The 20,317-nt window shown below is 63.8% G+C and carries 32 protein-coding genes; 21 read left to right on the forward strand and 11 right to left on the reverse strand.

What is annotated here, in order from left to right; translation table 11 throughout:
- Window positions 1-4: 4 nt before the first annotated feature.
- The 11 genes from AOZ49_RS03880 to AOZ49_RS31610 all read right to left on the reverse strand — a co-directional run bounded on the left by AOZ49_RS03880 (window position 5) and on the right by AOZ49_RS31610 (window position 8,223).
- Window positions 5-1,630, reverse strand: coding sequence for a DUF935 domain-containing protein (locus AOZ49_RS03880; RefSeq protein WP_054474387.1), 1,626 nt, complete (start codon window positions 1,628-1,630; stop codon window positions 5-7).
- A gap of 20 nt (window positions 1,631-1,650) precedes the next feature.
- Window positions 1,651-3,453, reverse strand: a complete 1,803-nt coding sequence (locus AOZ49_RS03885; protein WP_197286695.1) for a hypothetical protein — start codon at window positions 3,451-3,453, stop codon at window positions 1,651-1,653.
- On the reverse strand, window positions 3,453-3,731 hold the full coding sequence (locus AOZ49_RS03890) for a hypothetical protein (protein ID WP_054474388.1): 279 nt from the start codon (window positions 3,729-3,731) through the stop codon (window positions 3,453-3,455). Before AOZ49_RS03890 ends, AOZ49_RS03885 begins: the two co-directional genes overlap by 1 nt.
- The gene (locus tag AOZ49_RS03895) at window positions 3,728-4,306 is read right to left on the reverse strand and encodes a DUF3486 family protein (protein WP_054474389.1); all 579 of its coding nucleotides are present in this window, start codon (window positions 4,304-4,306) and stop codon (window positions 3,728-3,730) included. Before AOZ49_RS03895 ends, AOZ49_RS03890 begins: the two co-directional genes overlap by 4 nt.
- Before the next feature lie 3 nt (window positions 4,307-4,309).
- Entirely contained in the window at window positions 4,310-4,618 is a 309-nt protein-coding gene (locus tag AOZ49_RS03900) for a hypothetical protein (protein WP_033454018.1), read from the reverse strand.
- Complete coding sequence (locus AOZ49_RS03905) at window positions 4,608-5,000, reverse strand: hypothetical protein (RefSeq protein ID WP_054474390.1); 393 nt, start codon at window positions 4,998-5,000, stop codon at window positions 4,608-4,610. Before AOZ49_RS03905 ends, AOZ49_RS03900 begins: the two co-directional genes overlap by 11 nt.
- 111 nt (window positions 5,001-5,111) lie before the next feature.
- Window positions 5,112-5,546: a hypothetical protein gene (locus AOZ49_RS03910; RefSeq protein ID WP_156355579.1), complete on the reverse strand. Its 435-nt coding sequence runs from the start codon at window positions 5,544-5,546 to the stop codon at window positions 5,112-5,114.
- Window positions 5,543-6,175: a transglycosylase SLT domain-containing protein gene (locus tag AOZ49_RS03915; RefSeq protein ID WP_054474392.1), complete on the reverse strand. Its 633-nt coding sequence runs from the start codon at window positions 6,173-6,175 to the stop codon at window positions 5,543-5,545. Before AOZ49_RS03915 ends, AOZ49_RS03910 begins: the two co-directional genes overlap by 4 nt.
- Window positions 6,175-6,546: a putative holin gene (locus tag AOZ49_RS03920; protein WP_231690234.1), complete on the reverse strand. Its 372-nt coding sequence runs from the start codon at window positions 6,544-6,546 to the stop codon at window positions 6,175-6,177. Before AOZ49_RS03920 ends, AOZ49_RS03915 begins: the two co-directional genes overlap by 1 nt.
- 662 nt (window positions 6,547-7,208) lie before the next feature.
- On the reverse strand, window positions 7,209-7,607 hold the full coding sequence (locus AOZ49_RS32330) for a hypothetical protein (protein ID WP_156355580.1): 399 nt from the start codon (window positions 7,605-7,607) through the stop codon (window positions 7,209-7,211).
- 151 nt (window positions 7,608-7,758) lie between these two features.
- Window positions 7,759-8,223, reverse strand: a complete 465-nt coding sequence (locus AOZ49_RS31610; protein ID WP_156355581.1) for a helix-turn-helix domain-containing protein — start codon at window positions 8,221-8,223, stop codon at window positions 7,759-7,761.
- Window positions 8,224-8,319: 96 nt separating this feature from the next.
- Here AOZ49_RS31610 and AOZ49_RS03930 point away from each other — a divergent pair, with 96 nt between their 5' ends.
- From AOZ49_RS03930 to AOZ49_RS04025, 21 genes are all read left to right on the forward strand, one after another.
- Window positions 8,320-8,571, forward strand: a complete 252-nt coding sequence (locus AOZ49_RS03930; RefSeq protein ID WP_054474394.1) for a helix-turn-helix domain-containing protein — start codon at window positions 8,320-8,322, stop codon at window positions 8,569-8,571.
- Complete coding sequence (locus tag AOZ49_RS32335; protein WP_156355582.1) at window positions 8,568-8,774, forward strand: hypothetical protein; 207 nt, start codon at window positions 8,568-8,570, stop codon at window positions 8,772-8,774. Before AOZ49_RS03930 ends, AOZ49_RS32335 begins: the two co-directional genes overlap by 4 nt.
- Window positions 8,771-9,076, forward strand: a complete 306-nt coding sequence (locus AOZ49_RS03935; protein ID WP_054474395.1) for a helix-turn-helix domain-containing protein — start codon at window positions 8,771-8,773, stop codon at window positions 9,074-9,076. Before AOZ49_RS32335 ends, AOZ49_RS03935 begins: the two co-directional genes overlap by 4 nt.
- A 26-nt stretch (window positions 9,077-9,102) precedes the next feature.
- The gene (locus AOZ49_RS03940; RefSeq protein ID WP_054474396.1) at window positions 9,103-9,303 is read left to right on the forward strand and encodes a hypothetical protein; all 201 of its coding nucleotides are present in this window, start codon (window positions 9,103-9,105) and stop codon (window positions 9,301-9,303) included.
- A 5-nt stretch (window positions 9,304-9,308) separates the two neighbouring features.
- On the forward strand, window positions 9,309-10,190 hold the full coding sequence (locus AOZ49_RS03945; protein ID WP_054474397.1) for a hypothetical protein: 882 nt from the start codon (window positions 9,309-9,311) through the stop codon (window positions 10,188-10,190).
- A gap of 131 nt (window positions 10,191-10,321) precedes the next feature.
- The gene (locus AOZ49_RS03950) at window positions 10,322-12,007 is read left to right on the forward strand and encodes a DDE-type integrase/transposase/recombinase (protein ID WP_231690235.1); all 1,686 of its coding nucleotides are present in this window, start codon (window positions 10,322-10,324) and stop codon (window positions 12,005-12,007) included.
- A gap of 8 nt (window positions 12,008-12,015) precedes the next feature.
- Complete coding sequence (locus AOZ49_RS03955; RefSeq protein ID WP_054474399.1) at window positions 12,016-13,203, forward strand: ExeA family protein; 1,188 nt, start codon at window positions 12,016-12,018, stop codon at window positions 13,201-13,203.
- Window positions 13,194-13,496 (forward strand): hypothetical protein, encoded by a 303-nt coding sequence (locus AOZ49_RS03960; RefSeq protein WP_054474400.1) that lies wholly within the window; start codon window positions 13,194-13,196, stop codon window positions 13,494-13,496. Before AOZ49_RS03955 ends, AOZ49_RS03960 begins: the two co-directional genes overlap by 10 nt.
- Complete coding sequence (locus tag AOZ49_RS03965; protein ID WP_054474401.1) at window positions 13,486-13,767, forward strand: hypothetical protein; 282 nt, start codon at window positions 13,486-13,488, stop codon at window positions 13,765-13,767. Before AOZ49_RS03960 ends, AOZ49_RS03965 begins: the two co-directional genes overlap by 11 nt.
- Window position 13,768: 1 nt before the next feature.
- The gene (locus AOZ49_RS03970; RefSeq protein WP_054474402.1) at window positions 13,769-14,143 is read left to right on the forward strand and encodes a hypothetical protein; all 375 of its coding nucleotides are present in this window, start codon (window positions 13,769-13,771) and stop codon (window positions 14,141-14,143) included.
- On the forward strand, window positions 14,140-14,328 hold the full coding sequence (locus AOZ49_RS03975) for a hypothetical protein (RefSeq protein ID WP_054474403.1): 189 nt from the start codon (window positions 14,140-14,142) through the stop codon (window positions 14,326-14,328). Before AOZ49_RS03970 ends, AOZ49_RS03975 begins: the two co-directional genes overlap by 4 nt.
- Window positions 14,325-14,957: a DUF3164 family protein gene (locus tag AOZ49_RS03980; protein ID WP_054474404.1), complete on the forward strand. Its 633-nt coding sequence runs from the start codon at window positions 14,325-14,327 to the stop codon at window positions 14,955-14,957. The genes AOZ49_RS03975 and AOZ49_RS03980 overlap by 4 nt, the downstream gene beginning before the upstream one ends.
- A 2-nt stretch (window positions 14,958-14,959) precedes the next feature.
- On the forward strand, window positions 14,960-15,175 hold the full coding sequence (locus tag AOZ49_RS03985) for a hypothetical protein (protein WP_156333346.1): 216 nt from the start codon (window positions 14,960-14,962) through the stop codon (window positions 15,173-15,175).
- 168 nt (window positions 15,176-15,343) lie between these two features.
- Window positions 15,344-15,736 carry a Mor transcription activator family protein gene (locus AOZ49_RS03990; RefSeq protein ID WP_054474406.1) on the forward strand — a complete coding sequence of 131 codons (393 nt, stop codon included), beginning with the start codon at window positions 15,344-15,346 and terminating at the stop codon, window positions 15,734-15,736.
- 42 nt (window positions 15,737-15,778) lie between these two features.
- The gene (locus tag AOZ49_RS32885; RefSeq protein ID WP_054474407.1) at window positions 15,779-16,174 is read left to right on the forward strand and encodes a hypothetical protein; all 396 of its coding nucleotides are present in this window, start codon (window positions 15,779-15,781) and stop codon (window positions 16,172-16,174) included.
- The gene (locus AOZ49_RS04000) at window positions 16,167-16,847 is read left to right on the forward strand and encodes a DUF7168 domain-containing protein (protein ID WP_054474408.1); all 681 of its coding nucleotides are present in this window, start codon (window positions 16,167-16,169) and stop codon (window positions 16,845-16,847) included. The genes AOZ49_RS32885 and AOZ49_RS04000 overlap by 8 nt, the downstream gene beginning before the upstream one ends.
- A gap of 72 nt (window positions 16,848-16,919) precedes the next feature.
- Entirely contained in the window at window positions 16,920-17,390 is a 471-nt protein-coding gene (locus AOZ49_RS04005; RefSeq protein WP_054474409.1) for a hypothetical protein, read from the forward strand.
- Window positions 17,391-17,396: 6 nt separating this feature from the next.
- Window positions 17,397-18,008 (forward strand): gp16 family protein, encoded by a 612-nt coding sequence (locus AOZ49_RS04010; protein ID WP_082380306.1) that lies wholly within the window; start codon window positions 17,397-17,399, stop codon window positions 18,006-18,008.
- Between the two features lie 235 nt (window positions 18,009-18,243).
- A complete protein-coding gene (locus AOZ49_RS04015; RefSeq protein WP_054474410.1) occupies window positions 18,244-18,459 on the forward strand; it encodes a hypothetical protein in 216 nt (71 codons plus the stop codon).
- A gap of 301 nt (window positions 18,460-18,760) precedes the next feature.
- Window positions 18,761-19,135, forward strand: coding sequence for a hypothetical protein (locus AOZ49_RS04020; RefSeq protein WP_054474411.1), 375 nt, complete (start codon window positions 18,761-18,763; stop codon window positions 19,133-19,135).
- A gap of 145 nt (window positions 19,136-19,280) precedes the next feature.
- A complete protein-coding gene (locus tag AOZ49_RS04025; protein ID WP_255353675.1) occupies window positions 19,281-20,225 on the forward strand; it encodes a FecR domain-containing protein in 945 nt (314 codons plus the stop codon).
- Window positions 20,226-20,317 lie beyond the last annotated feature (92 nt).

The following is a 20,317-nucleotide window of genomic DNA, read 5'->3' on the forward strand; positions in this document are numbered from 1 at the left end:
CCATTCAAGTACGACCCCCATTTGTCAGGTTGCCCCAGAGGCGAGCCGCCAGCGTGCCGCGGCTGAGCAGGTCCGCCAGCGCCGTGGCGTCCATTGCTGCCAGGCGCTGCTCGACGGCCACCTGGAAGTCCTCGAACGACGTGCTGATCTCCAGCGCTTCCTGGATCGCCTTCTGGATCGGGTCAGGCTTGGCCTGCCACTCATCGAGCATGGCATCGACCAGGCTGTCGATCGCGTCGGCCGCCGTGTTGGTCAGATCTCCCGGCGCGGCCTTCAACCGCGCCAGCTGCGCAGGAGCGGGCCGGCGTCGACCGCCAGCAGCCAACCCCGCGAGCCCGCCCGCGCCATCGCCATTGCCGTTGCCAAACGACGGCGCAGCGGGCTGCAGGATCGCATCCTTTTCTTCGGCCATCGGGATCTTGAGCTTGCTGTGCGCCCAGTCCGCTTTGATCCGCATGCCCATGTTCACCAGCTTGGGTAGCGAATCGGCGAGCAACTTGATGTCTTCGGGCTGCTGCGTGTCGAGCACCAGGCGCGGGCACCGGTGCAACGACGTGCGGCCCCGGTTGACTGCCAGAATTGGGTACACCAGCTGGCGCGTCAGCGTAGTGGCGAGCTGGCGCGCGTCGGATTTCTTCAGGTCGTGGCGCAGTTCGTTGTGCACCTTGCCCAGGGCCTGCGTCCCGTGCTCGCCTTCGCCGCTGGTGAGCGTGCCACCCAGCACCGCCTTGCTGGTGCTGCGTTCCATCAGGCCAATCATGCTGTCAAACGGCGTGGACTCGCCCTTGGCCGCTTCCTTGAACTCGATCTTCATGCCCTCAGGCACGATGGCGGCCGCATCGTGGCCAATGCCGATCACAGCGCGCAAGAGCGTCGCCCGTGCCTTGTCGTCGGAGGTATTGGGGTTGTACGTGCCCAGACGCAGCGGCAGCCCGTAGATCTCCAGGAACTCAGCCAGGTCGCGCACGGCAAAGTTCTTGAAGAGCCACGGCCAGGCGAGCACCCGAAACAGGCCCGTGCGGGCGATGTAGCCGCTGCGCGAGCGGTGCGTGTGCATGATCCAGCCAAACGGCCAGAGCGATTCTCCATCGGCGCTGTTGTCGCGCAGGCGCAGCTCGTTGCGATCAAGGCCCGGGGCGATCGGCGTACGAAACCACCCTTGCGGGCGAAATGTTGCCGTGACCGGCATGCGCATCTTCTCGATCGTGTCCCATCCGAGCTCGATCGGCGAAAACCCGTGACCGACTGCATCGGTCATGTCAAAGAGAATGTCCTCCATTTCCAGGCTCTGCAGCACCTCGGTCACGAAGGCCGCTTCGTCCAGTTCCGCACTGGTGGGGTTCGCTGGCGGCTCGATCGACCAGTCGAGCTGGCTGACGGTCAGGCGGCGCGTCTGCATGACGCTGAAGAGGTGCGCGTCTTTTTCCTCCATGTCGGCGAACATCTCGTGCTGCGCCGTGATGTCGCCCGTCTCGGCCTGCTGCAGAATCTGCGCGAGCCGCGGCGGGGTCAAACCGCGCGTGGGATGGTTCTCCCATTCCGATTGCAGGTGTCCCAGCCGAGCCGTCTGCGGCTCCTCCAGGTGCATGTTGGTGATCGGGCGGCCGAATTGATCAACGATTTGAGCCATGAATCTCTCTCTTTCGGGTCTCAACCCAAACCTGCGACGGTTCCCCGGTGGAGCGAAGCCCCGGCAAGCCGTTTACACGTGTTTATAAAGGCCCTCAGACGTGCGATTGGGGTCAGCGTAGCCACCCACCCCAAAAAACGCCCCAAAAGGCCGGAAATTTGAAGTGCCTCACGCCACGCGCCGTCGCCGGCCCACGGCGTGTCATCGTCGTGCTCGCCGGGCAACGCATCCCAACGGCTCGTTTGGCGCGGTACCGGCGTGTAGTCGATGGGCGCGGCCAGGTTCATCGACGCGAACCACAGCAGCGCCAGCATCACCGCCGAGTCACCGTGGCGGGTCAGCTCCGGGTCCTTCAAATCCTTGCGCCGCAGCTTCACCACCATCGGTATGCCCTCGACATCCTCGATCGCGCGAAGGTCGGCCGCCACGTTCGCGTCACGCGGCAGGTCAATCATCCCGTCTTCAAAGCCCTGGATCAGCTTGGACATCCAGGCGCCGTACCAGGCGCGGTTCAGCTTGATCTGGTGGACGTGGTCGTGCCCGAACTTGTCGGCCGTGTATTCGGCCAGGGTCTCGCCCGAACCGGTTGCATCCATGGCGCCGCCACAACGGCGCGGCATGTGCTCGATGATGTACCAGATGACCTGTTCTTGTTGGCGCGTCGGCACCTTGTGCATCTCGACGATGAACACCACGCGCCGGCGCAGGTTCGCCTCGATCTGCCCAACACCGAACACCGAGAAGTCGCGGTGGCGCGCGAAGTCCTGGGCGAAAACGCTTTGCAGTTTCGGATCGAGCAGCGCCAGGGCAGGTTCAACCTGGCGGCGAATCCAGTCCTCGACGAATGAGCGGCGTTCCGCCTCGCTCTTGCGCACGAAGTCATCGTCAAGCGCCAGGCGCACGACCGGCCGCTCCTCGGCCATGGCGTTCTCGATCCAGACGCCAGGCAGGCTGACGCCGCTGCCGTCGCGCGGGATGGCATCGAGCTCCTCGCGCATGGCCGCCTTGCGCACCCCATAGGCATTGCGGATCTTGCTGTACCACTCTTTCTTGCCCTCGGCCGTGGCCGGCGTGCCATTCATGAAGCACACCCGCTCGTACAGGCCGTTGGTGACCGCGTCATCGAACGTGACCGTCACCACAGCTGCATCTGCGCCATAGCGGCCGGCTTCGATGTCCCGGCACAACTGGGCGAAGGGGTTGTTCTTGCCGTTATGCGAACTGATGATGGTGATCTGACCACCCCAGATCAGAAGTGCGGTGGCCGCATCCAGCACGCCCTGCACATCCGGGTGGAAGGCCGCCTCGTCGATGACGACGTGCCCCTGCAGGCCGCGGATGTTCGCTGGCCGACTGGACAGGGCGCACACCTGAAAGCCGCTGGCGAACCGGATGCGATACGCGGTGATGTGCTTGGTCTTACCGCCCTCGTCCTGGTCTTCGAAGAGGAACTCCTCGACGCCCGTGACGCCTTCGCCCTGGGCTCGCGCGATCACCCGTGCAAACTTGGCGCAGTAGCCGATCGCCTCCAGGCCCTTTTCCTTGGTGTCGCCGATGTAATAGACGTTGTCGCCGCCGGCGGACTTGCGCGCCGCGGCCACCAGCGTCTTGTTCAGCATCGTGCCAAAGGTGATGCCCGTGCGCCGGCCCTTCGGGATGGCGATGATTGACGCCTTGAGAGCGGCGACCTGGCGCTGGTGCAGCATCAGAATGCCGTCGGCCAGCGGATTGAAGTTGTCCGAGATCGAACGCACGCTGGCGGGCAGGTCTTCCCATTCCAGGACGCGCAGGGTTGAGGCCAGGGGCTTGATGACGGCGGCCATCAACGATCACCACCAGGCAGAGGGATGATCGGGCCCGTCACCACCAGCGGGATCTGGATATCTCGGTCGGGCGCGACGGTTGCTGCGACCTGGACGAACGTTCTGAACAGCGCTGTGGCCAGGCTCAGCACCCACTCGGGGATGCCGTTGCGCTCGGCCACCAACGGGGCCTCGCCTTCGAGGTTGCCGAGATAGACGGGAACGACGCCGCAGAACCACCCGTAGTGCGTGAAGCGCGTGCCGAGCTCGGTACTCGGGATCTGAGAGAGGATGCTCACGGTGCGTTGATACCCAGGAAGTCACGGCGCCAGAAGTCGACCTGCTCGGCGCTCATGCCCTGGGCCTTGGCGACCTCCTGCAGCTTGGCATCCTGCTGGGCGAGCAGCGCGCGCCGCGCACGCTCCTCGGCCTCGGCCTGGAACTTCTTCAGGTTGACCGAGCTGCGTGCCAACGTGGCGATGTTCTTGGCCGCTTTGCTCAGGAGCTCCACTCGCTTGCCCGAGTCCGTCTCATCGTCAGCTTCTTGCAGTTCGATGATGGCTTCGAAGAGCTCGGTCTGGACCAGGGCCGTCAACGCCTCGCTGCGCGCATCGATCTCGTCGCCGGCGTGCGCTCGTATGAGCTTGGCCGCTTCCGTGCTTGCACGAATGGCGGCCAGCCGGCGCTCGAGCTTCTGACCGTACCGGCCGATGGCGCTGCGACTGGGCAAGCTGCCGGCGTTGGCTTCGACCGGGAATCGCTCGCGCAGATCCTCGATCAGGCTATCGAGCGTGTGGCAGCCGGTGGCCAGCTGCGCCTCGATGTAGGCCTTGATCTCCTCGGGCAGGCGATGAATGCTGCTCTTGCCAGCCATGGGTCACCAGTATTTGACGGGCCGGGCGATGCCAGGCTCACAGTCGATCGTGTATTCGGCCACGTCGGTGCCGTAGCGCGTGAGATCCGCGAACCACTTGCCGTCCGGGCGCTTCTCCAGTTTGACCAGGTCGCGGTCCGACAGGTAGTCGAGCTCGCGGCGCAATTCCAGCGGCGTGGCATCCGGGTACTCCGATTGGGCAACCGACAGGATCGGGCCCTCGAAGGCGCCGATGGGGCGTGCGTTGTTCAGGGTCAACAGAATCAGCCAGCGCAGCGATTCGCGGCGCGAGCGGGCCAGGTCAATTTGCATTTTTCTTTCCATCCAATACTCCCCGCAGCTGCAGGTTCTCGATCTTCACTGCCAAGCCATCCAGCTTCGCCTCGACCACGCTTTGACCACGGATGTAGTCCTCACGTCGAACGTACTGCAGAGCCATGTCACGCTGCATCTGCAGGAACTCGCGTTCGACACGCTGCCACTCGCCGGCCTCCAGCTTGGCTGACTCCTCGAGTTTGTCCAGTCGATGCTGAACCTGCTCGTGGTTGGCCGATCGCGCATCTTCCTGGGCACGGAAGCGCAGATCAATGTGACGCAGCATCTGCGTGAGCAACAGCCTCCCAGCGCCTGCGCAGGCCCCGAAAAATCCCAGCAGCAGCGTGATGAGCTGCCAAACTTCCAATTCGATCTTCACCGATCCTTCCCCGGCTTGTTGATGTAGTCCACGGTGTCCACGTGCTTGCCTGCGCAGGTGCCGTACAGGCCGTACATCGCCTCCAAGGCGACCGCGGCCGCGGCGTCCGAGTCATCGATCGGGCGCACGACCGGTTGACACCGCGCGGCCAGTTCCGCTGGCAGCAAGACCGCCGGCCGCCATGGCATCGGCTCGGTCTGCCGCGGCGCCGAGGATCCGCATGCTGTCAGCATCGAAACGGCACTGCACAGCACCAGCCGGGCGAGATTTCGCAATCGCATTCTTGAGCTCCGTATTCGACGTCTTGTTCTGCTGCTCCAGGCCGGTCATTGCCGTGCGCAGTTCCTTGTTCATCGCCGTGCTGCCCGAGACGTCGGCGCGTAGCGCATCGAGGCCCTTGGCGAGCGAGTCGACCTGGCTGGCATCGTGCGCAGCCTGGGTTTCGAGAACGCCACGCTCGTGCCCATTGGCCTCGCCGCGCCAATAGCCCAGGCCGGCGGCGAGCGCGCCTAGCGCGATCGCCCAGCCCACGATGTTCAGATTCACGGGCATACGCCAGGCCCCCAGGATGCCGCAACATAGGTCGGCTGATGGTGGTGGATGATGCGGTCGGGATAGGCCCGGTTCTCGCGCCAGTTGGCCGCCGATCGGCCCGCATTGACCGTCTCGACCGATCCCCACCAGATGAGCGGATCAAGCCCCGAACTCGATGCTCGTTTCTGGTCACGCGAGATCCAGCCCAGCCCGCCGTTGTAGGCCGACAATGTCATCGCCATGCGCTCGCAGTCATCACGCGCGCGGATACGCTCGTAGAGATAGCGGTCGTAGGTCACCAGGGCGCGCAGCGCCCAGGATGGATTGAAGGGAGCGTTCTGCGCCAGCGCCGGGTAAAGCCCAGCGATCCAGCTGGAGGTCGCCGGCATGAACTGGGCCATGCCTTGGGCGCCCACGGCAGAGACGGCGCCGGGGCGCCAGGCGCTCTCCTGATGGATCTGTGCGGCGAACGTCGAGACCGGTGCGTCCATGCCCCAAACGACACGGGCGTTGCGCATGAGCTCCGACCGGTACTGCTGGGCTGCACGCGGCACGTCGGCCGCTGGCGCCGGCAGCGCGGTGCAGCTGGCCACGAGCAGCACGACCAGGTGTCGGCCGAGACGGATGAGCTGCTGGCCCATCACAGCCCCAGCGCGACAGCCAGAATGACCGCGGCCGCGATCGCCGTGCGGCGGATCGTCGAGACCATGAAGGGGATTTCGTAGCCGTCCGCGATCGGGTGGTCCACGCGATGCGTGCCGACGCAGGAGCCGCAGCGCCAATCACGCACCAGGTAGCCATCGGGACGTGCGTACGGGAACAGGGCGCGGTCGATCCAGTAGGAGCCGACGGCCGCCAGACTGATCAGGCTCAGCTTATAGATCGCGACGGGAACTTGCTGGGGGGAAACGATGCCGATCACGACGATCAGCAATGCGGCGACGATGAGCCAGGTGGTCAGGCGCGGCAGGCGCCGCCGCAGGGGAATGGTGGAATTTACGATTCGGATCAAGGCAGCACTCCAGAGCAAGAAAAAGGGCGGCGAGCAGAATGAACCTGCATCGTGCCGCCCGCTTGCCTGAAGCGCTATTAAATGGATTTACTGCTATCCGATATTCAAGCCTGTGATGCCTATTGGCTGAATGGATTCTTGTCACCACGCTTCATAATTCCAACCCAGGGATTCCGTGCAATTCGAATCTCCATCGTATCGCTCTCGGGTATATAGATCGCAACCATGGCTCCATCTCTGACGCCGAACCAGCGCTTTCCAGTGTCTGCATACTTGTCGGTTACGAACCTGGATTCTTTCCCCTCCGTGCAGGCTCCCCAATCGTTATCGGAGGGACGGGCTCCGCACTGCACGGTGGTGCCATCTGGTCGAATCGTCCACTTTACCCACCATGGATAGTCGTCGCTGACCGGTTCCGTGTAGGTCCAGGTACCCACCATTCTTTTCGATGCGTCCTCTAACGACTGGGGGGCTTGCAAGGGTGGAGCAGGTTTTCGCTCTTCTTGTTTGGAGCAGGCAGTACTTAACGCCAGAGTACCGCAACCGATCAATATGCTTATGAGTCGTGACATGCGAGTGGGGGCCTGGCTCATTTTTTTACATCGCTTCTGATTGACTGTTTGCTATTGCTGCGCCATTTGAGACCGTTATCGGCCTTCACGTCAGATCCTATCCTGAAGAATCAGGTCAATGATCTCAATCCTTTGCTTGTAGAACGCTATCTGCATCGCAGTGCGACGACGGTTGCGGTCCAGCCAGTATGCAGCGACTAGGAGAACTGCAGCCCACCCCATAAGCCAAAAAGTCGCGTTCGGGTGGGCAAAATTTCCTGAGAGTAAAAACCAGACACCACTGCATAACGCACACAGCGTCAGGCCTAGTGGCCAGTTGAAGAAATGACGGCGACGAGCATCAAACAACTTTGCCTTGCACCTGCGGAGCTCATGACGCAACACGGGCGAACTTTCATGCCAAAGGGAGTCGGGACTGGGGCCGGCGTTGAATATGTCGCCGCCCGCCACCTGGCCGACATGTCCGTGGAAATTCTGCATCTCGCCCATCACCCGTTCCCCCCAAAGGCTGACCTCAACATTGCAACCCTCACGCTTTTTAAAAAGATGGGTTGAAGTAACACGAGCACTCCTCCGCGCTCGACTGTGAACTTCGCTTTGCGGTTAACGATGTTGTGCCCAGCGAGCTGGCCAACGGAGGTCATTTTTTCTTTCCTCCCACATTGAACGTGACACCCTTCTTGTTGGTGATATTCCCTGAGACGGCCTGGCCAACTTCGCCATGGAAAACCTGACCAGATTTCCCATGGGCTGCTGCCCCAGCAGCCATACCTATTGCCATCGCTGCAGCGGTTCGGCGCAAAGCAGCCTGATCGCTCGGCGAACAGGCCGCGTAGTCGGCAACCAGTATGCGTTGTTCTGGAGTGATGGCCGGTTCCGGCTTGAACGAACGAGAGCCGGTTAGCACGTAAGCAACGTCCACTCCAATTGCGGCCAGGGCGGCTAGCTGCACAGCGGTTGGTGAGGAGACGCCCTTTTCCCAATCGATCAGCGTGCGCTTCTTAGCGGCAGCCGCTTCCGCAAACACCGGCTGCGTCAGGCCTAGGCGCTCTCGTTCTTCTTTCAGTCTGGACGCGATGGGGTGAATATCCACACTTAATTTCATGTTGACATGGTGCGGATATCCGCACCATAATTAACCCTCAAGAACCTACCTGGTTCCCGACCCTTAAAACCACACCCCGCGAGGATAGCAGACGCCATGCATCCTGAATTGATCAAGGCCTCGATTCGCATGAAGGGCACCACGCCCACTGCGCTGGCCGCCAAATTGAAGGTCGCACCCACGACGGTCTTCGAAGTCATCTCCGGCCGCACGCGGTCTGCACGCATTGAGCGCGCGATCGCCGACCTGGTCGGCCAACCCGTATCTGTCCTCTGGCCGAGCCATAGCCAGCCCAAGGGGGTCAACCGCCGCCTCAAGAGCGCCGCTCCCCGCAGGGTGGCGGCATGAGCACGATCAAGGCCACGCTCACGCGCACATACCGCAATGAACCGCTGGCAGTACTCGACGGCGGCCCCTTCGTCATCGTCGAGCGCACGCCAGAACAGCTGCGTGCCCTGGCCGCCGCGCTGGAAGCAATTGCCATGGCAGCCGAAAAGCGTCCGTGCACGGGTCGCCACTGGCTGCCAGGTCGCATGGAGATTCAGGCATGAGCAAGGAAACCATCAACAGCGCACAGCGTGCTTTGCGCATCATGAAGGCGCTGCGTGGCCGGCGCCTGAATGGCATCTCCAACCAGGAATTGGCCGCGATGACGGGCGAATCCCCTACGAACGTCACGCGCGCGCTTGCCACGCTCATGGCCGAGGACTTCGCGGTGAAGTTCGACAACGGTCTGTACGCACCTGGCATCGCGTTGCTGCAGATCGCCCAGGCCCATGCCGAAGAGTGCGCGCGGATGACCGCCCGCATCGCCGAAACCAACCAGCGCATCGCCGCTGGGGCCCAGCTGTGACCCAGGCCCCGCCTGTCGATCACCACATGACCGTCGATATCTATATCGCGGGCAGGTCGGAGTATCGCGTCCGCGTGAACCGCATCCCGACGGCCGAAGCCGACGTGGCATTCGCGGTGGCCCGCAACGTGTTCGCCGAGTTGCTCAAGTACGCCGGCCAGCCCCACGCATTGCGCATGGAGCTGGTCGACGTCGACCCCATTCACGAATGCCAACCAAAAGGATAGTCACGATGGCTCGTCCGAAGAATTCCCCCGTCGCCGCACCTGACACCGCCAAACCCGCCGCCGATGTCGAGGCAGCGCTGGTCCAGGCCGCCGAGCGCTCGGCCTTGATCCTCAAGCAGTTCGGTGACGGCTTGCCGTTCGATCTGCCGCGCTACGAACACGTCATTCGCACCCACCTGGCACGTAGCGCCGACGAAATGCTCGCCGCTGGCCGCGCGCTGCTGGTGGTTCGTGAACACGTGCCGCACGGGGATTGGCGCGATTTCTTGTCCCGCCTCGGCCTCGAACCCCGCCTCGCGCAGCGCATGAGCCAGGCGGCGCTGAAGTTCTCAAATGCGTCGACGTCGACGCATTTGATCGAGGCGGCCGGTAACAAGTCGAAACTCATTGAGCTCCTGGTCCTCGACGATGACCAGGTCGCCGAACTGAACGAGGGCGGCACGGTCGCCGGCATTACGCTCGACGACGTCGCCACGATGTCGGTGTCCGACCTACGCAAGACACTGCGTGAAGCGCGCGCCGAAGCCGAGGCCAACGACAAACTGCTCTCGGAGAAAAATGACCAGATCGACACGCTCAAGAAAGAGCGTGATGCTGCCAATCGCCGGATCAAGGCTGAGAAGCCCGACGCGCAGCTGGTCGGCCTGCACACCGAAGTCGAGGCCGAGTTGGTGGGCCTGGAGGCGGTCATTGGCGGCAAGCTGCGCGAAGGCCTGGAGAAACTGTGCGCAGCGTATGTCGAGAACGGCAAGGGCGATGCGCAGCGCACGCGACTTCTGGCCGCCAGCCTGCGTGCGGTCCAGCAACAGATCGGCGACCTGTTCACCGAATTCAACCTGCCCCAGGGTGACGGCGACGAGTTGCCGGCCTGGGCGCAGGACGAGTAAGGAGCGAGCGATGGGAGCCCCCCGCCAACGCAGTCATCGCGGAAGAGCTGGCCGACGTTGCGCGTGCCTGGCGCGTTGCGCCGCACGGGCGTAAGGGCGAGATCCTGGCTGGCGCGGCTGCGCGGCTACAGATGTCTCAGGCCAGGCTGTATCGCCTGCTCGGCGACCTGGTCACCAAACCGACCCGCAAGCGCCGGTCGGACGCCGGCAAGACGGCACTGCCGGTGCAGGAAGCACAGATGATCGCCGCCGTGCTGCTCGAGCACATGCGCAAGAACGGCAAGATGCTCAAGAGCGTCGAGGCCGCGGTGGAGGTGCTGCGCGCCAACAACATGATCGAAGCGCTGCGCATCAACCCGGCGACGGGCGAGGTCTCGCCCCTGTCGATCTCCACCATCCGCAAGGCCCTGCGAAACTATCGTCTGCACCCGGAGCAACTGCTCGCGCCGGCGCCGGCAATGAGCCTGCGCAGCCTGCACCCGAACCATGTATGGCAGATCGATGCATCGCGTTGCGTCCTGTTCTACCTGCCACGCGCATCGAAGGGCGATAGCGGTCTGCGCATCATGGACCACACCGACTTCTATAAGAACAAGCCGGCCAACGTCATCAAGGTCATCAACGAGTCGCTGTGGCGCTACGTGGTGACCGACCACACCAGCGGTTGGAACTATTCCACGTACGTCACGGGCGGTGAGAACGCCACCAACCTGGTTGACGTCCTCATCGACGCCATGCATCGCCGAGAGGGTGAGGCCATGTTCGGCGTTCCACTCATGGTGATGCTCGACCCGGGATCGGCCAACACCAGCGCGATATTCAAGAACCTGTGCAAGGCGTTGCGGATCCACGTCCAGATCAACAAGCCGAAGAACCCGCGCGCGAAGGGCCAGGTCGAAAAGGGCCAGGACATCACCGAGCGCGATTTCGAATCCACCCTGCGGCTGCTGCCGTCAGACAAGGTCGACAGCCTGGAGAAGATCAATGCGCTGGTGGCACGTTGGCGCCGGTACTTCAACGGCACCCGGATCCACACGCGCACGGGGCGAACCCGCGACTCCGCCTGGCTGCATATCACGCCCGATCAGTTGGTGACCCCGCCAGCAGCAGAGCTCCTGCGGTCACTCGCGCTCAGCGCGCCGGAGTCGCGCGTGGTTTCCACGCACTTGCGCGTCAGCTACCGCGGTTCCGACTACGACGTGTCGTCGGTGCCTGGCGTCTGCGTTGGCGAGAAGCTGCTGGTCTGCGAGAACCCCTGGGCTCAGGACACCGTCCAGGTCGTGATGAGCGACGACGAGGGCCACGAGGCCTACCAGGTCGTGCAACGTGTCACCTATGACCAATTCGGTATGGTCGCCGATGCGCCCGTGATCGGCGAGAGCTATGCCCGTCACGCCGACACGCCCGCGCAGACCAACGCCAAGGCCTTGGAACTGATGGCGACAGGCACCTCCACCGAGACCGAAGCCAAGGCGGCACGCAAGGCCGGCACCGTCGCCTTCGGCGGGCAGATTGACCCCCTCGCCCACATCGACCAGGCGCTCGAGCATGTGCCCGCCACACTGCCGCGCCGCGGCCGGGATCACGACCTGGTCGCACCGACGGTGCACCTGCCGCCGCTTTCGCACATCCAGGCCGCCAAGCAGCTCAAGCCCGCGTTTTCCGACTGGTCGCCTGAACACTACACACGCCTGCAGGCCCTGTACCCCGAGGGCGTTCCGGTCGACGCCATTGACGCAGCAGCGCAAGCGTTGCGCGCCGCCATGGCGCCGGCTCCTATCCAACCGTCCATCGTGCACATCGTGCGCGCCGCCTAGGAAAGCAGATGAGACAGCAGCTGAAACTCAAACGGATCTTGCCGGCGCTCGGTGTGTCGCAAAGCCAGCTTGCGATCGCGGTCGAACTCAGCCCGGCGACGGTCGCCCAACTTGTGAACCACGCTCTATGGCCTCGGGTGCGGCAGCACCAGCTGCGCGAGGCCACGATCCAGTTTTTGAAGGTCCACGGCGCCACCGAGGAACAGCTTGCCGTGGCCTTTGAAAAAGAAACGCCACCGCAGGTCAGTGCGGTGGCGCCCGAACAACAGCATTCCCCCATGAACGAGGACGAACACATGTCGATTCGCAAGCAGATTCTACAGCCTCAGACCCTGCGCCACTTCAAGCTGCCGGGCAACCCCTTCGACGAAGTCGCCAGCAGCGACGAGTTCTATGCCAACGAGCAGCTGCGCTACACGCGTGCCCAGCTGCTGGATGCCTGCAAACGCGGCGGCTTTGTCGCGGTGGTAGGCGAGTCGGGCTCGGGCAAAACCACGCTGCGTCGTGACCTGCAGGAGCGCGTGCAGCGCGCGGACATGCCCATCCAGATCATCCGCCCCTACGTTGTCGGCATGGAGGCCGACGACACCAAGGGCAAGACGCTCAAGGCCAGCGCGATCCTGGACGCGATCATGGCCACCATCGCCCCGCATGAACCGCTGCGCGCGAGCAGTGATGCGCGGTACCGCCAGCTGGAGAACCGCCTGAAAGAGAGCCACCGCGCCGGCGTGCGTCACGCGGTGCTGATCGAAGAGGCGCACGCCATGCCCAAGGCCACGTTGCGCCACCTGAAACGCTTTGTCGAGCTCGAGGATGGTTTCTCGCGCCTGCTCAGCGTGATCCTGCTCGGACAAAATGAGCTCGCCGAGAAGCTCGATCCTCGCGATCCCTCGGTGCGCGAAGTGGTCCAGCGTTGCGAGATCATCACGCTGCCGCCGCTGGGCGAGTACCTGGAGGACTACCTGCGCTTTCGGCTCAAGCGCTTCAGCGTGGACCTCTCCAAGATCGTGACCGCCGATGGCCTGCAGGCGCTGCGCGAGCGCCTGTCGCCGCCGGTGCCGCGTGGGCACACCGAGCGCTCGTTCCTCTACCCCTTGGCGGTGCACAACCTGCTGACCGCCGCCATGAACCTGGCCGCCGAGAACGGCGCTCCGGCGGTTAGCGCCGACATCGTCATGGAGACGAAATGGAACTGATCGCCAACACCACGGCGCCGCGGGTTTATACCCCGGCGCGCATCGCGCAGATTGCGGTGGCCAACGCCGCGGGCCGGGCGCTGCGGGCGCTTGGCCTGCGCGTGATCAGCGAGGAGCTGATCCCCGGCGACGGTGGCGCACCCATCCTTCTGCTCGACCTGTGCGGGATGCCCGCCGAGTACCTGCGGGGGATGTGCGAGGCCTCCACGCGCCAGGCCGACGGGCGCATCACCGCGCTGTTTCAGGGCGTGCGCCTGGCGATCCACCAAGACGAGGTGCGCCATGACGGTTGAATTCATGGCGGGCCCGTCCCTCGCGAACCCGGCCGCATTTGATTCGGTCGACCAGCTGCGCAACGCGCTGCACGGCGCCAACAAGGACCTGGTCAACCTGTTCTTCGAGCACTGCTCGTTGCGCTGCTCCTTCGCCGAGCTGAGCCAGCTTCTCAGCGACATCATGAGCGCCCAACTCGGCAACGACGATGACGCGCTGCGCAAACACATCGCTGCTGCGGTTGAGCGTACGCGATTCGCGCTGAGCGACAAGCCGGCAACGAGGCACTGACATGGCCCGCGCTCGCGCCTTGATGGTCTTTCAGGTGTCGGTCGCAGGCATGCGGCTGCGCGTGCGACTGCTGCCGAGTGTGGCCGACGTGGACGCGGAGTATCGCGGGGGCCGCAGGCGCAGTGATCGCAAGGTCGTTCACGGCTATTTCCAGGCCGCGGCACTGGGGGCCCGCGTGATTGGGACGGTCGCTGTGCCGCTCTCGGGCAGCAACCTGCGCGAGATCGTTCCCCACGAGGTGTCCCACGCCGTCATCCATCACCTGCAGGGCGTGAGTGCGCGTGACGATGAGACCGCTGCCAGCGCGATCGGGCTGTTGTGCGCGGCCATTTTTTCCAGGATCGAGGCGTTCGCCGCCTTTCAGGAGACCCCATGAGCAAATCTGACGATGTCGCCGTTGTGGCGCTCATCCGTATCAAGGCCGTGTTGCGCCGCCACCAGGCGCCGGCCAGCACGATCAGCAAGCACGACGCCATCGTGCAGATCTCGGCCCTCGTGGACGAGGCCGCGGCCGAGATCGCCGACTCCATCGCCTCGCTCAACATGAAGGAAGCATCATGACCAGCACCACCGCCAATCGCCCCGACATTCCGCCGGGATTTCGCCTCAAGGCGGACGGCTCGTATGTCCCCGAAGCCCTGGTATCCGATATCGACAAGCTGCGCGACCAGACCATCGAGACGCTCATTGACCAGGCCAAGATCATCAGCACGTTGCTGGCGGATTTCAAGATCCGCGCGTTTCGCGATATCGAGGCCTTTGTCGAGACGAGCGTCGAGCAGTACGGCGTGAAGTCGCGTAGCGTCAAGGGGAACCTGACGCTGACCTCGTTCAGCGGACGCTACATGGTCCGGCTGCAGATCCAGGATCGCCTCGTGTTCGACGAGCGCCTGCATGCGGCCAAGGCCCTGATCGACGAATGCATCACGTCCTGGTCGGAAAGCTCGCGCGACGAGATCAAGGTGCTGGTGAACGACGCATTCCGCGTGGACAAGGCCGGCCAGATCAACACGGCTCGTGTGCTGGCCCTGCGTCGTCTTCCCATCAAGGATGAGCGCTGGCAGCGCGCCATGGCCGCGATCAGCGACAGCGTGAGCGTGGCCAACAGCAAACCCTATGTGCGGTTCTACGAGCGGCGCGAGGGTTCGGACGAGTACACGCCGATCTGCCTGGACATCGCGGCGGTTTGATCATGCCGAGCTACCCGAACTACGACACGAAGTCGCTGTGCGTTGGCTGCGAATGCACCGAAGGCCGGCAGTGCTCGGACCACGGCAAGCTGTGCCATTGGTTGCGTGTGGATCGCAACCTCGGCAAGGGAGTCTGCAGCTGCTGCGCCGACTGCGTTCCCGATTGGGATGCCGGCAAGTACGACACGCGCACCCGCATCGGTCCGATCGATGTATGACCCCGCCGCTCCACACCCCAAGCGATAAGGGGGCCGCGCACGGCTAAATGCGCGGGACGTCCCAGCCTGGCCGGGCGGGCTTAGATCGACCCCGGATTTTTTCGACATGCACGCTTTCTTGAGCGCCTTGCCCTTGTAGGGCGCTCCGGTAAGCGCCAGGAGCCAGAAATGACCATGCCCCCCGACGATACGCCGTCCGTGCGACGCCGCCACAAGACCCTGCAGGAGATGGCCGAGCTGTTCGGCATCTTCCTGGTCGAGCGCCTTCAGCTCACGGCCGAGGACGCGGCCACACTCGGCGATGAGCTGGTCGACCTGGTGCACCGTCATTACAGCGGCCAGAGCCTGTACTTCCCCAAGGATCGTGGCTATGTCCGGCTGGAGCATGACACCTACATCTGGCAGCACCTTCGCCGCGGGAATGCCTCGGAGATCGCCGCCCACCTGGGTGTGAGCTACGTGTATGTCTACCAGCGGTACCGCGTCATGCTGGCCGAGTCTCGTCGCCGCACCCAACCCCAGCTTCCTGGAATGGACTCCTCCGAAACCGACGGTGCGTAGCGCCAGCGGTCCATTTCCGCAACCGTAGAGAGCCCCCCCCTCATGAACGAGAACACCATGACGAAAGCCATGAATCCCATTCAACGCATCCGCACAGTGCTGGATGCCTACAAGACACCGGGCAGCCCGCTGAGCAAGGCGGCTTGCCTTGCTGAAATCGACTCCATCGTCGCCGATGTCGAGCGCATCGACCACCTGACGGCTGTGGACGACAAGCTGAAGGTGGATATCTTGCGTGCCAGCATTGTCAACATCGGCCGGCTGCTGCCGGATCGCATGAGCATCGCATTTACGCGGTTGGATGCGGTCACCATGCTCAAGCAGGTTTTCCCGGATGGCGAGAGCCAGGACTGCGTTTTCACAGGCCACACGCCGATCTATGCCGTTCCGGTCGTGCCGGCGCTTCGAAACCTGGCCGAGGATCTCCAGCATGGATAAAGACGACATCCTTCGCAAGATCGAGAAGTGCTTGGCGCTGGCGAAGTCCAGCGAACCGGCCGAGGCGGCGGCAGCGCTGCGTCAGGCGCAAGCGCTGATGCGTGAGCACGGAGTATCGCAACTGGAAGCTCAGGCGATCGGCGCTCGTGAGTGCTCGGTTAAGGCCACCGCACGCACGCCGAGCAGGCACGAAGCCCACCTTGCCGGCCTTGTGGCCGATGCTTTCGGCTGCGAGCTCATCCTCGCAAGCGGCGGAATCCTTTCCGGTGGAGCGGTGTGGCTGCTGGTCGGCTGCTCGCCCAGTGTCGAGGTGGCACAGTACACCCTGCAGGTGCTGCTGCGGCTGATGGCGCGGGCGCGCACCGACCATATCAAGGCCACGTTGAAGCGCTGCGGCCTTAAGAACAAGACGGCCCGTGCCGATGCCTTCTGCCAGGGTTGGGTCGCGGCCGTCGCTTCTCTCGTTCCCCGGATGGAACCCTCGGCAGACCAGAAGACTGCGATCGAGGCTCACATGCAGCTGAATCACCCGAGCCTGGGCAAGTTCACCCCGCGAAGCCGTGACGCCGGCGCTCGTGGCTGGGCCGACCAGGTCGCAGGCCACCGCGCAGGCGCCGGCGTCCAACTGCATCCAGGCGTTGGCGCCAGTGGAGCGCCGCTCCTGCTGGAGTAGCACTGCCGCGCAGAGGCAATGTCGAGATCACCAACGTCCACACCTGAAACCTTCCTGCCAGAGAGAGTTCCCATGAAACAAGATGACCGCCGAGCGAAGTGCACGCGCTGCCGCAACGTCCATTTGGAGTCCGAGCGTATCGAACGGCCCAGACCCCGCCGCTCCACCTCGGAAATCCAGATGTATGACCGCTGCTGCCCGCGTTGTGGCGGCAAGGAGTACTACGATATGACGCCGCAAGTAGCGTGGTGCTGGGCGAGCGGTGTCATCGAGGTCGGCGATCAGGAGCCTGGCGACCAGGTCGACGGCAGCGGGCCGATCGTCATTGCCCGCGGGCCGAAGTACGCGCTGCGGAGCCAACTGGAGGTTTTCGCGCGGCATGGGCGTGGCAAGGGCGAAGGTCTTCTGCTGGTGCCGGGCGTCCCGGAGGCAGGTTCCCAGCGGGAAGCTGGCGATGCGCTGGAAAAATGGCTGACCTGGTGCGCGGGAAGCCGCAGCGCGCGGCGCGATGGTGTCACGTTCACGGCAATGAAAGAGGGCTGATCCGTCATGGCGACGACAACTGCGCGCGCTCAAGAGCGCCAACGCCTAATTCGCCTTGTGCACATGGCTCAGCGGGAACTGAAGCTGGACAAGGAAACCTATCGCGCGGCCTTGCTGGCGGTCACGGGCGGCAAGAAGGACTCCTGCTCGTCGATGAGCGCCGAAGAGCTGCAGCTGGCCCTGGATCACTTCAAGCGATTCGGCTTCAAGGTGCGCCTCAAGCCTCGGCCAAGCCGCCCGATGGACACCGAGGCGACCAGCAAGAAGATCCGTGCCCTGTGGCTGCTGTTACGCGATCTGGGCGCGGTGAGCAATCCGTCCGAGGAGGCCTTGGCGGCATACGTCAAACGGATCACGGGTGTTGAAGCGCTGCAATGGATAGATGGGCGTCAGGCCGAGCGCACCATCGAGACCATGAAGAAATGGGCGATGCGCCTCTTGCCTAAGCATGTTCGGCATCTCGTCGATCAGGTGCGCGATCAGCGGCTCGAGCCCGCGGTTCTCGGCAAGCTGCAGGCCAAGCTCAACCTGGCCTTCACACGCAATACGTTCGAACCCATGCTTGAGGCCTTTGAGGCCCTGCAAGCAGCCTTGAAGGCGGAGGCGGGAACACCATGAACAGGGTACGGCGCGCGACCATTCGAACCGAGTTGGGGACGGAGATCCAATGTGCGCAATGCAAGGAATTCTGGCCCGCTGATGGCGATTTCTTCTTTCTCTCGAAAGGAACACCCCATTCCTGGTGCAAGGCGTGCTACCAGGCCCATCCCACAATCGTCGCAAGGAAGCGGCGGTGGGTCGAGAAGCAACGCGCGGCCCGAGCCGAAGCGAATTAGGTTCAAGGAGCAATCCGATGAGTGAAACCATTCGGTGGGCTCTGGCCCTGACGTATCTGGGTAGCCTATTCGGTATGGCCGCCTTTTTGATCTACAAGCGCGCCCCGGGTTGGGGCTGGTTTCTGGCAGTTGTCTGTGTCGTAGTTTCGACGACAACCATCCAAATCGACTCGAAGCCGAGCGATGCCACTACGGCCGCCCGGCTTCAAGCCCAGGGCGCCAGGGGAAAATGATGGACGCAGCAACGAAGATGCGTATGACGTTCACCGAGAACATGCGGAAAGTCGCGCTAGGTGCCCAGGTGGCTCGCTTGATGCCCAATGCTAGGGTCTGGACGATCACCCAGCAGAAGAAGGTTGATTGTGGAGTGTGGCTCACACTTCAACATGGCCGACGGTCTTTCCGTGTGTATGTTCCAGTCTGCATCAGCGGTCCCGCGTTGCTGGATGCCGGCCTCAAGTCCGTAGCCTTGGCGCCAATCCAGCGTCCGTTATGCTGATCTCTGCTAGGCGCCGACGTGTCAGAGCTACTATCATGATTCTCGTCGCGCAGGGCGGGACCCTCCCCGCCGTTAACAGGAGAGCCGTCAAGATGTCAGCGGTTTCGTCGATCCTCACTCGGTTGACTGCCGAGCAACAGGAAAAGGTTGATCGCATGATCAATCTGCAGCCCCGGCTCACCATTACTCAAATGACCGATGCTTTGGTGGCGGAGGGCATTCCGATCAAGCGGTCGGCGCTGGGGCGATACGTCAAGTCTGTGCGAGATCCACTTCAGAAGACCGCCAGTGCCACCTCGCTCGCGGTCATCATCGACACAAGAACCGGTTCGTCCACAACCCTTCCGCTCGCCTTATCGCCCGATGCAGTGCTGGCAGTTTTACAGCGCTACGTCCATTCGGATATTTGAAAAGGCCTTACAAAAGGCGGACCAGAATGTCGCATGTTGGATCGGGATGTCCCACATTTATCTCGCCCAGACGTTCTGAATATCTCTCTTCTCTTCAGCCTCCGCCGCCGCACCCGGACGGATCCCCCGCGCGCAGGGCGAGCCGATTCCCGAGTCGGTCGCCACCGCGGCCGCCACCTGGCTGACCCAGGCGATGGCCGGCGAGCTGGACGGCCCGCAACGCGAGCGCTGGCGGCAATGGCGCGCCGCGCATCCGGACCACGAGCGCGCCTGGCTGCACGTCGAGGCGGTGCTCGGCCGCTTCCAGGCCCTGGAACAGGCGCCGGCCGCGCGCGCGTTGGCCGGCCTGCGCAAGCCGTCGCGCCGCAAACTGGTGTTCGCGCCGTTGTGGCTGGCTGCCGGCGCCGGCGCGGCGGGCCTGGCGGCCAGCCGCACGCCGACCGGGCGCGCCTGGGTCGCCGACCTGCGCACCGCCACCGGTGAATTGCGCTGGGTCACGCTGGACGACGGCTCCCGGCTGCTGCTGGGCACCGGCACCGCCCTGGATATCGAGTTCGACGCATCGCAACGCGCCATCGCGTTGCGCGCCGGCGAGATTTTCGTGGCGACCGCGCATGGCGACCCGCGCCCTTTCAGCGTCCGGACGCCGCAGGGCTCGGTGCGGCCGCTGGGCACCCGCTTCAGCGTGCGGCTCGATCCGGACCGGACCATGGTCGGCGTCGAGGAAGGCGCGGTCGAACTGCGGCCCCTGCGCCAGCCCGACCTCGCGCTGCGCGTCGCGGCCGGCGAATCGGCCTACCTGACGCAATGGGCGCCGTCCCGCGCCGAGCCGCTGCCGGCGCAGGCCCTGGCCTGGACGCGCGGACAACTGATCGCCGACGACGAACGCCTGGGCGACTTCATCGTCAATCTGTCGCGCTTTCGGCCCGGCATCCTGCGCTGCGATCCGGCGGTGGCGGACCTGCGCTTTTCGGGCGTGTTCCCGATCGCCGATACCGACCACATCCTGGCCCTGCTGCCGAACTCGCTGCCGGTGGCCATCCGCCAGGTCACGCGCTACTGGGTCACGGTGGTTCCCAGGGCCGGCTGAGTTTCAAGATACACACTGTTTCATCTCGACGCCCGTTTCGCGTGCCCGATCCGGCTGCCCGCTGCTCCTACCTGCTGACGTCAATTCATTCC

Source organism: Achromobacter sp. 2789STDY5608615 (assembly GCF_001298995.1).
Classification (GTDB): Bacteria; Pseudomonadota; Gammaproteobacteria; order Burkholderiales; family Burkholderiaceae_B; genus Achromobacter; species Achromobacter insuavis.

What these genes read in the sequence shown, in the direction of transcription:
- AOZ49_RS03880 (WP_054474387.1), bottom strand. Translation starts at nt 1,630, where the DNA reads ATGGCTCAAATCGTTGATCAATTCGGCCGCCCGATCACCAACATGCAC.
- AOZ49_RS03885 (WP_197286695.1), bottom strand. Translation starts at nt 3,453, where the DNA reads ATGGCCGCCGTCATCAAGCCCCTGGCCTCAACCCTGCGCGTCCTGGAA.
- AOZ49_RS03895 (WP_054474389.1), bottom strand. Translation starts at nt 4,306, where the DNA reads ATGGCTGGCAAGAGCAGCATTCATCGCCTGCCCGAGGAGATCAAGGCC.
- AOZ49_RS03900 (WP_033454018.1), bottom strand. Translation starts at nt 4,618, where the DNA reads ATGCAAATTGACCTGGCCCGCTCGCGCCGCGAATCGCTGCGCTGGCTG.
- AOZ49_RS03915 (WP_054474392.1), bottom strand. Translation starts at nt 6,175, where the DNA reads ATGGGCCAGCAGCTCATCCGTCTCGGCCGACACCTGGTCGTGCTGCTC.
- AOZ49_RS32330 (WP_156355580.1), bottom strand. Translation starts at nt 7,607, where the DNA reads ATGGGCGAGATGCAGAATTTCCACGGACATGTCGGCCAGGTGGCGGGC.
- AOZ49_RS31610 (WP_156355581.1), bottom strand. Translation starts at nt 8,223, where the DNA reads ATGAAATTAAGTGTGGATATTCACCCCATCGCGTCCAGACTGAAAGAA.
- AOZ49_RS03930 (WP_054474394.1), top strand. Translation starts at nt 8,320, where the DNA reads ATGCATCCTGAATTGATCAAGGCCTCGATTCGCATGAAGGGCACCACG.
- AOZ49_RS32335 (WP_156355582.1), top strand. Translation starts at nt 8,568, where the DNA reads ATGAGCACGATCAAGGCCACGCTCACGCGCACATACCGCAATGAACCG.
- AOZ49_RS03935 (WP_054474395.1), top strand. Translation starts at nt 8,771, where the DNA reads ATGAGCAAGGAAACCATCAACAGCGCACAGCGTGCTTTGCGCATCATG.
- AOZ49_RS03940 (WP_054474396.1), top strand. Translation starts at nt 9,103, where the DNA reads ATGACCGTCGATATCTATATCGCGGGCAGGTCGGAGTATCGCGTCCGC.
- AOZ49_RS03945 (WP_054474397.1), top strand. Translation starts at nt 9,309, where the DNA reads ATGGCTCGTCCGAAGAATTCCCCCGTCGCCGCACCTGACACCGCCAAA.
- AOZ49_RS03950 (WP_231690235.1), top strand. Translation starts at nt 10,322, where the DNA reads ATGTCTCAGGCCAGGCTGTATCGCCTGCTCGGCGACCTGGTCACCAAA.
- AOZ49_RS03955 (WP_054474399.1), top strand. Translation starts at nt 12,016, where the DNA reads ATGAGACAGCAGCTGAAACTCAAACGGATCTTGCCGGCGCTCGGTGTG.
- AOZ49_RS03960 (WP_054474400.1), top strand. Translation starts at nt 13,194, where the DNA reads ATGGAACTGATCGCCAACACCACGGCGCCGCGGGTTTATACCCCGGCG.
- AOZ49_RS03965 (WP_054474401.1), top strand. Translation starts at nt 13,486, where the DNA reads ATGACGGTTGAATTCATGGCGGGCCCGTCCCTCGCGAACCCGGCCGCA.
- AOZ49_RS03970 (WP_054474402.1), top strand. Translation starts at nt 13,769, where the DNA reads ATGGCCCGCGCTCGCGCCTTGATGGTCTTTCAGGTGTCGGTCGCAGGC.
- AOZ49_RS03975 (WP_054474403.1), top strand. Translation starts at nt 14,140, where the DNA reads ATGAGCAAATCTGACGATGTCGCCGTTGTGGCGCTCATCCGTATCAAG.
- AOZ49_RS03980 (WP_054474404.1), top strand. Translation starts at nt 14,325, where the DNA reads ATGACCAGCACCACCGCCAATCGCCCCGACATTCCGCCGGGATTTCGC.
- AOZ49_RS03985 (WP_156333346.1), top strand. Translation starts at nt 14,960, where the DNA reads ATGCCGAGCTACCCGAACTACGACACGAAGTCGCTGTGCGTTGGCTGC.
- AOZ49_RS03990 (WP_054474406.1), top strand. Translation starts at nt 15,344, where the DNA reads ATGACCATGCCCCCCGACGATACGCCGTCCGTGCGACGCCGCCACAAG.
- AOZ49_RS32885 (WP_054474407.1), top strand. Translation starts at nt 15,779, where the DNA reads ATGAACGAGAACACCATGACGAAAGCCATGAATCCCATTCAACGCATC.
- AOZ49_RS04000 (WP_054474408.1), top strand. Translation starts at nt 16,167, where the DNA reads ATGGATAAAGACGACATCCTTCGCAAGATCGAGAAGTGCTTGGCGCTG.
- AOZ49_RS04005 (WP_054474409.1), top strand. Translation starts at nt 16,920, where the DNA reads ATGAAACAAGATGACCGCCGAGCGAAGTGCACGCGCTGCCGCAACGTC.
- AOZ49_RS04010 (WP_082380306.1), top strand. Translation starts at nt 17,397, where the DNA reads ATGGCGACGACAACTGCGCGCGCTCAAGAGCGCCAACGCCTAATTCGC.
- AOZ49_RS04015 (WP_054474410.1), top strand. Translation starts at nt 18,244, where the DNA reads ATGAGTGAAACCATTCGGTGGGCTCTGGCCCTGACGTATCTGGGTAGC.
- AOZ49_RS04020 (WP_054474411.1), top strand. Translation starts at nt 18,761, where the DNA reads ATGATTCTCGTCGCGCAGGGCGGGACCCTCCCCGCCGTTAACAGGAGA.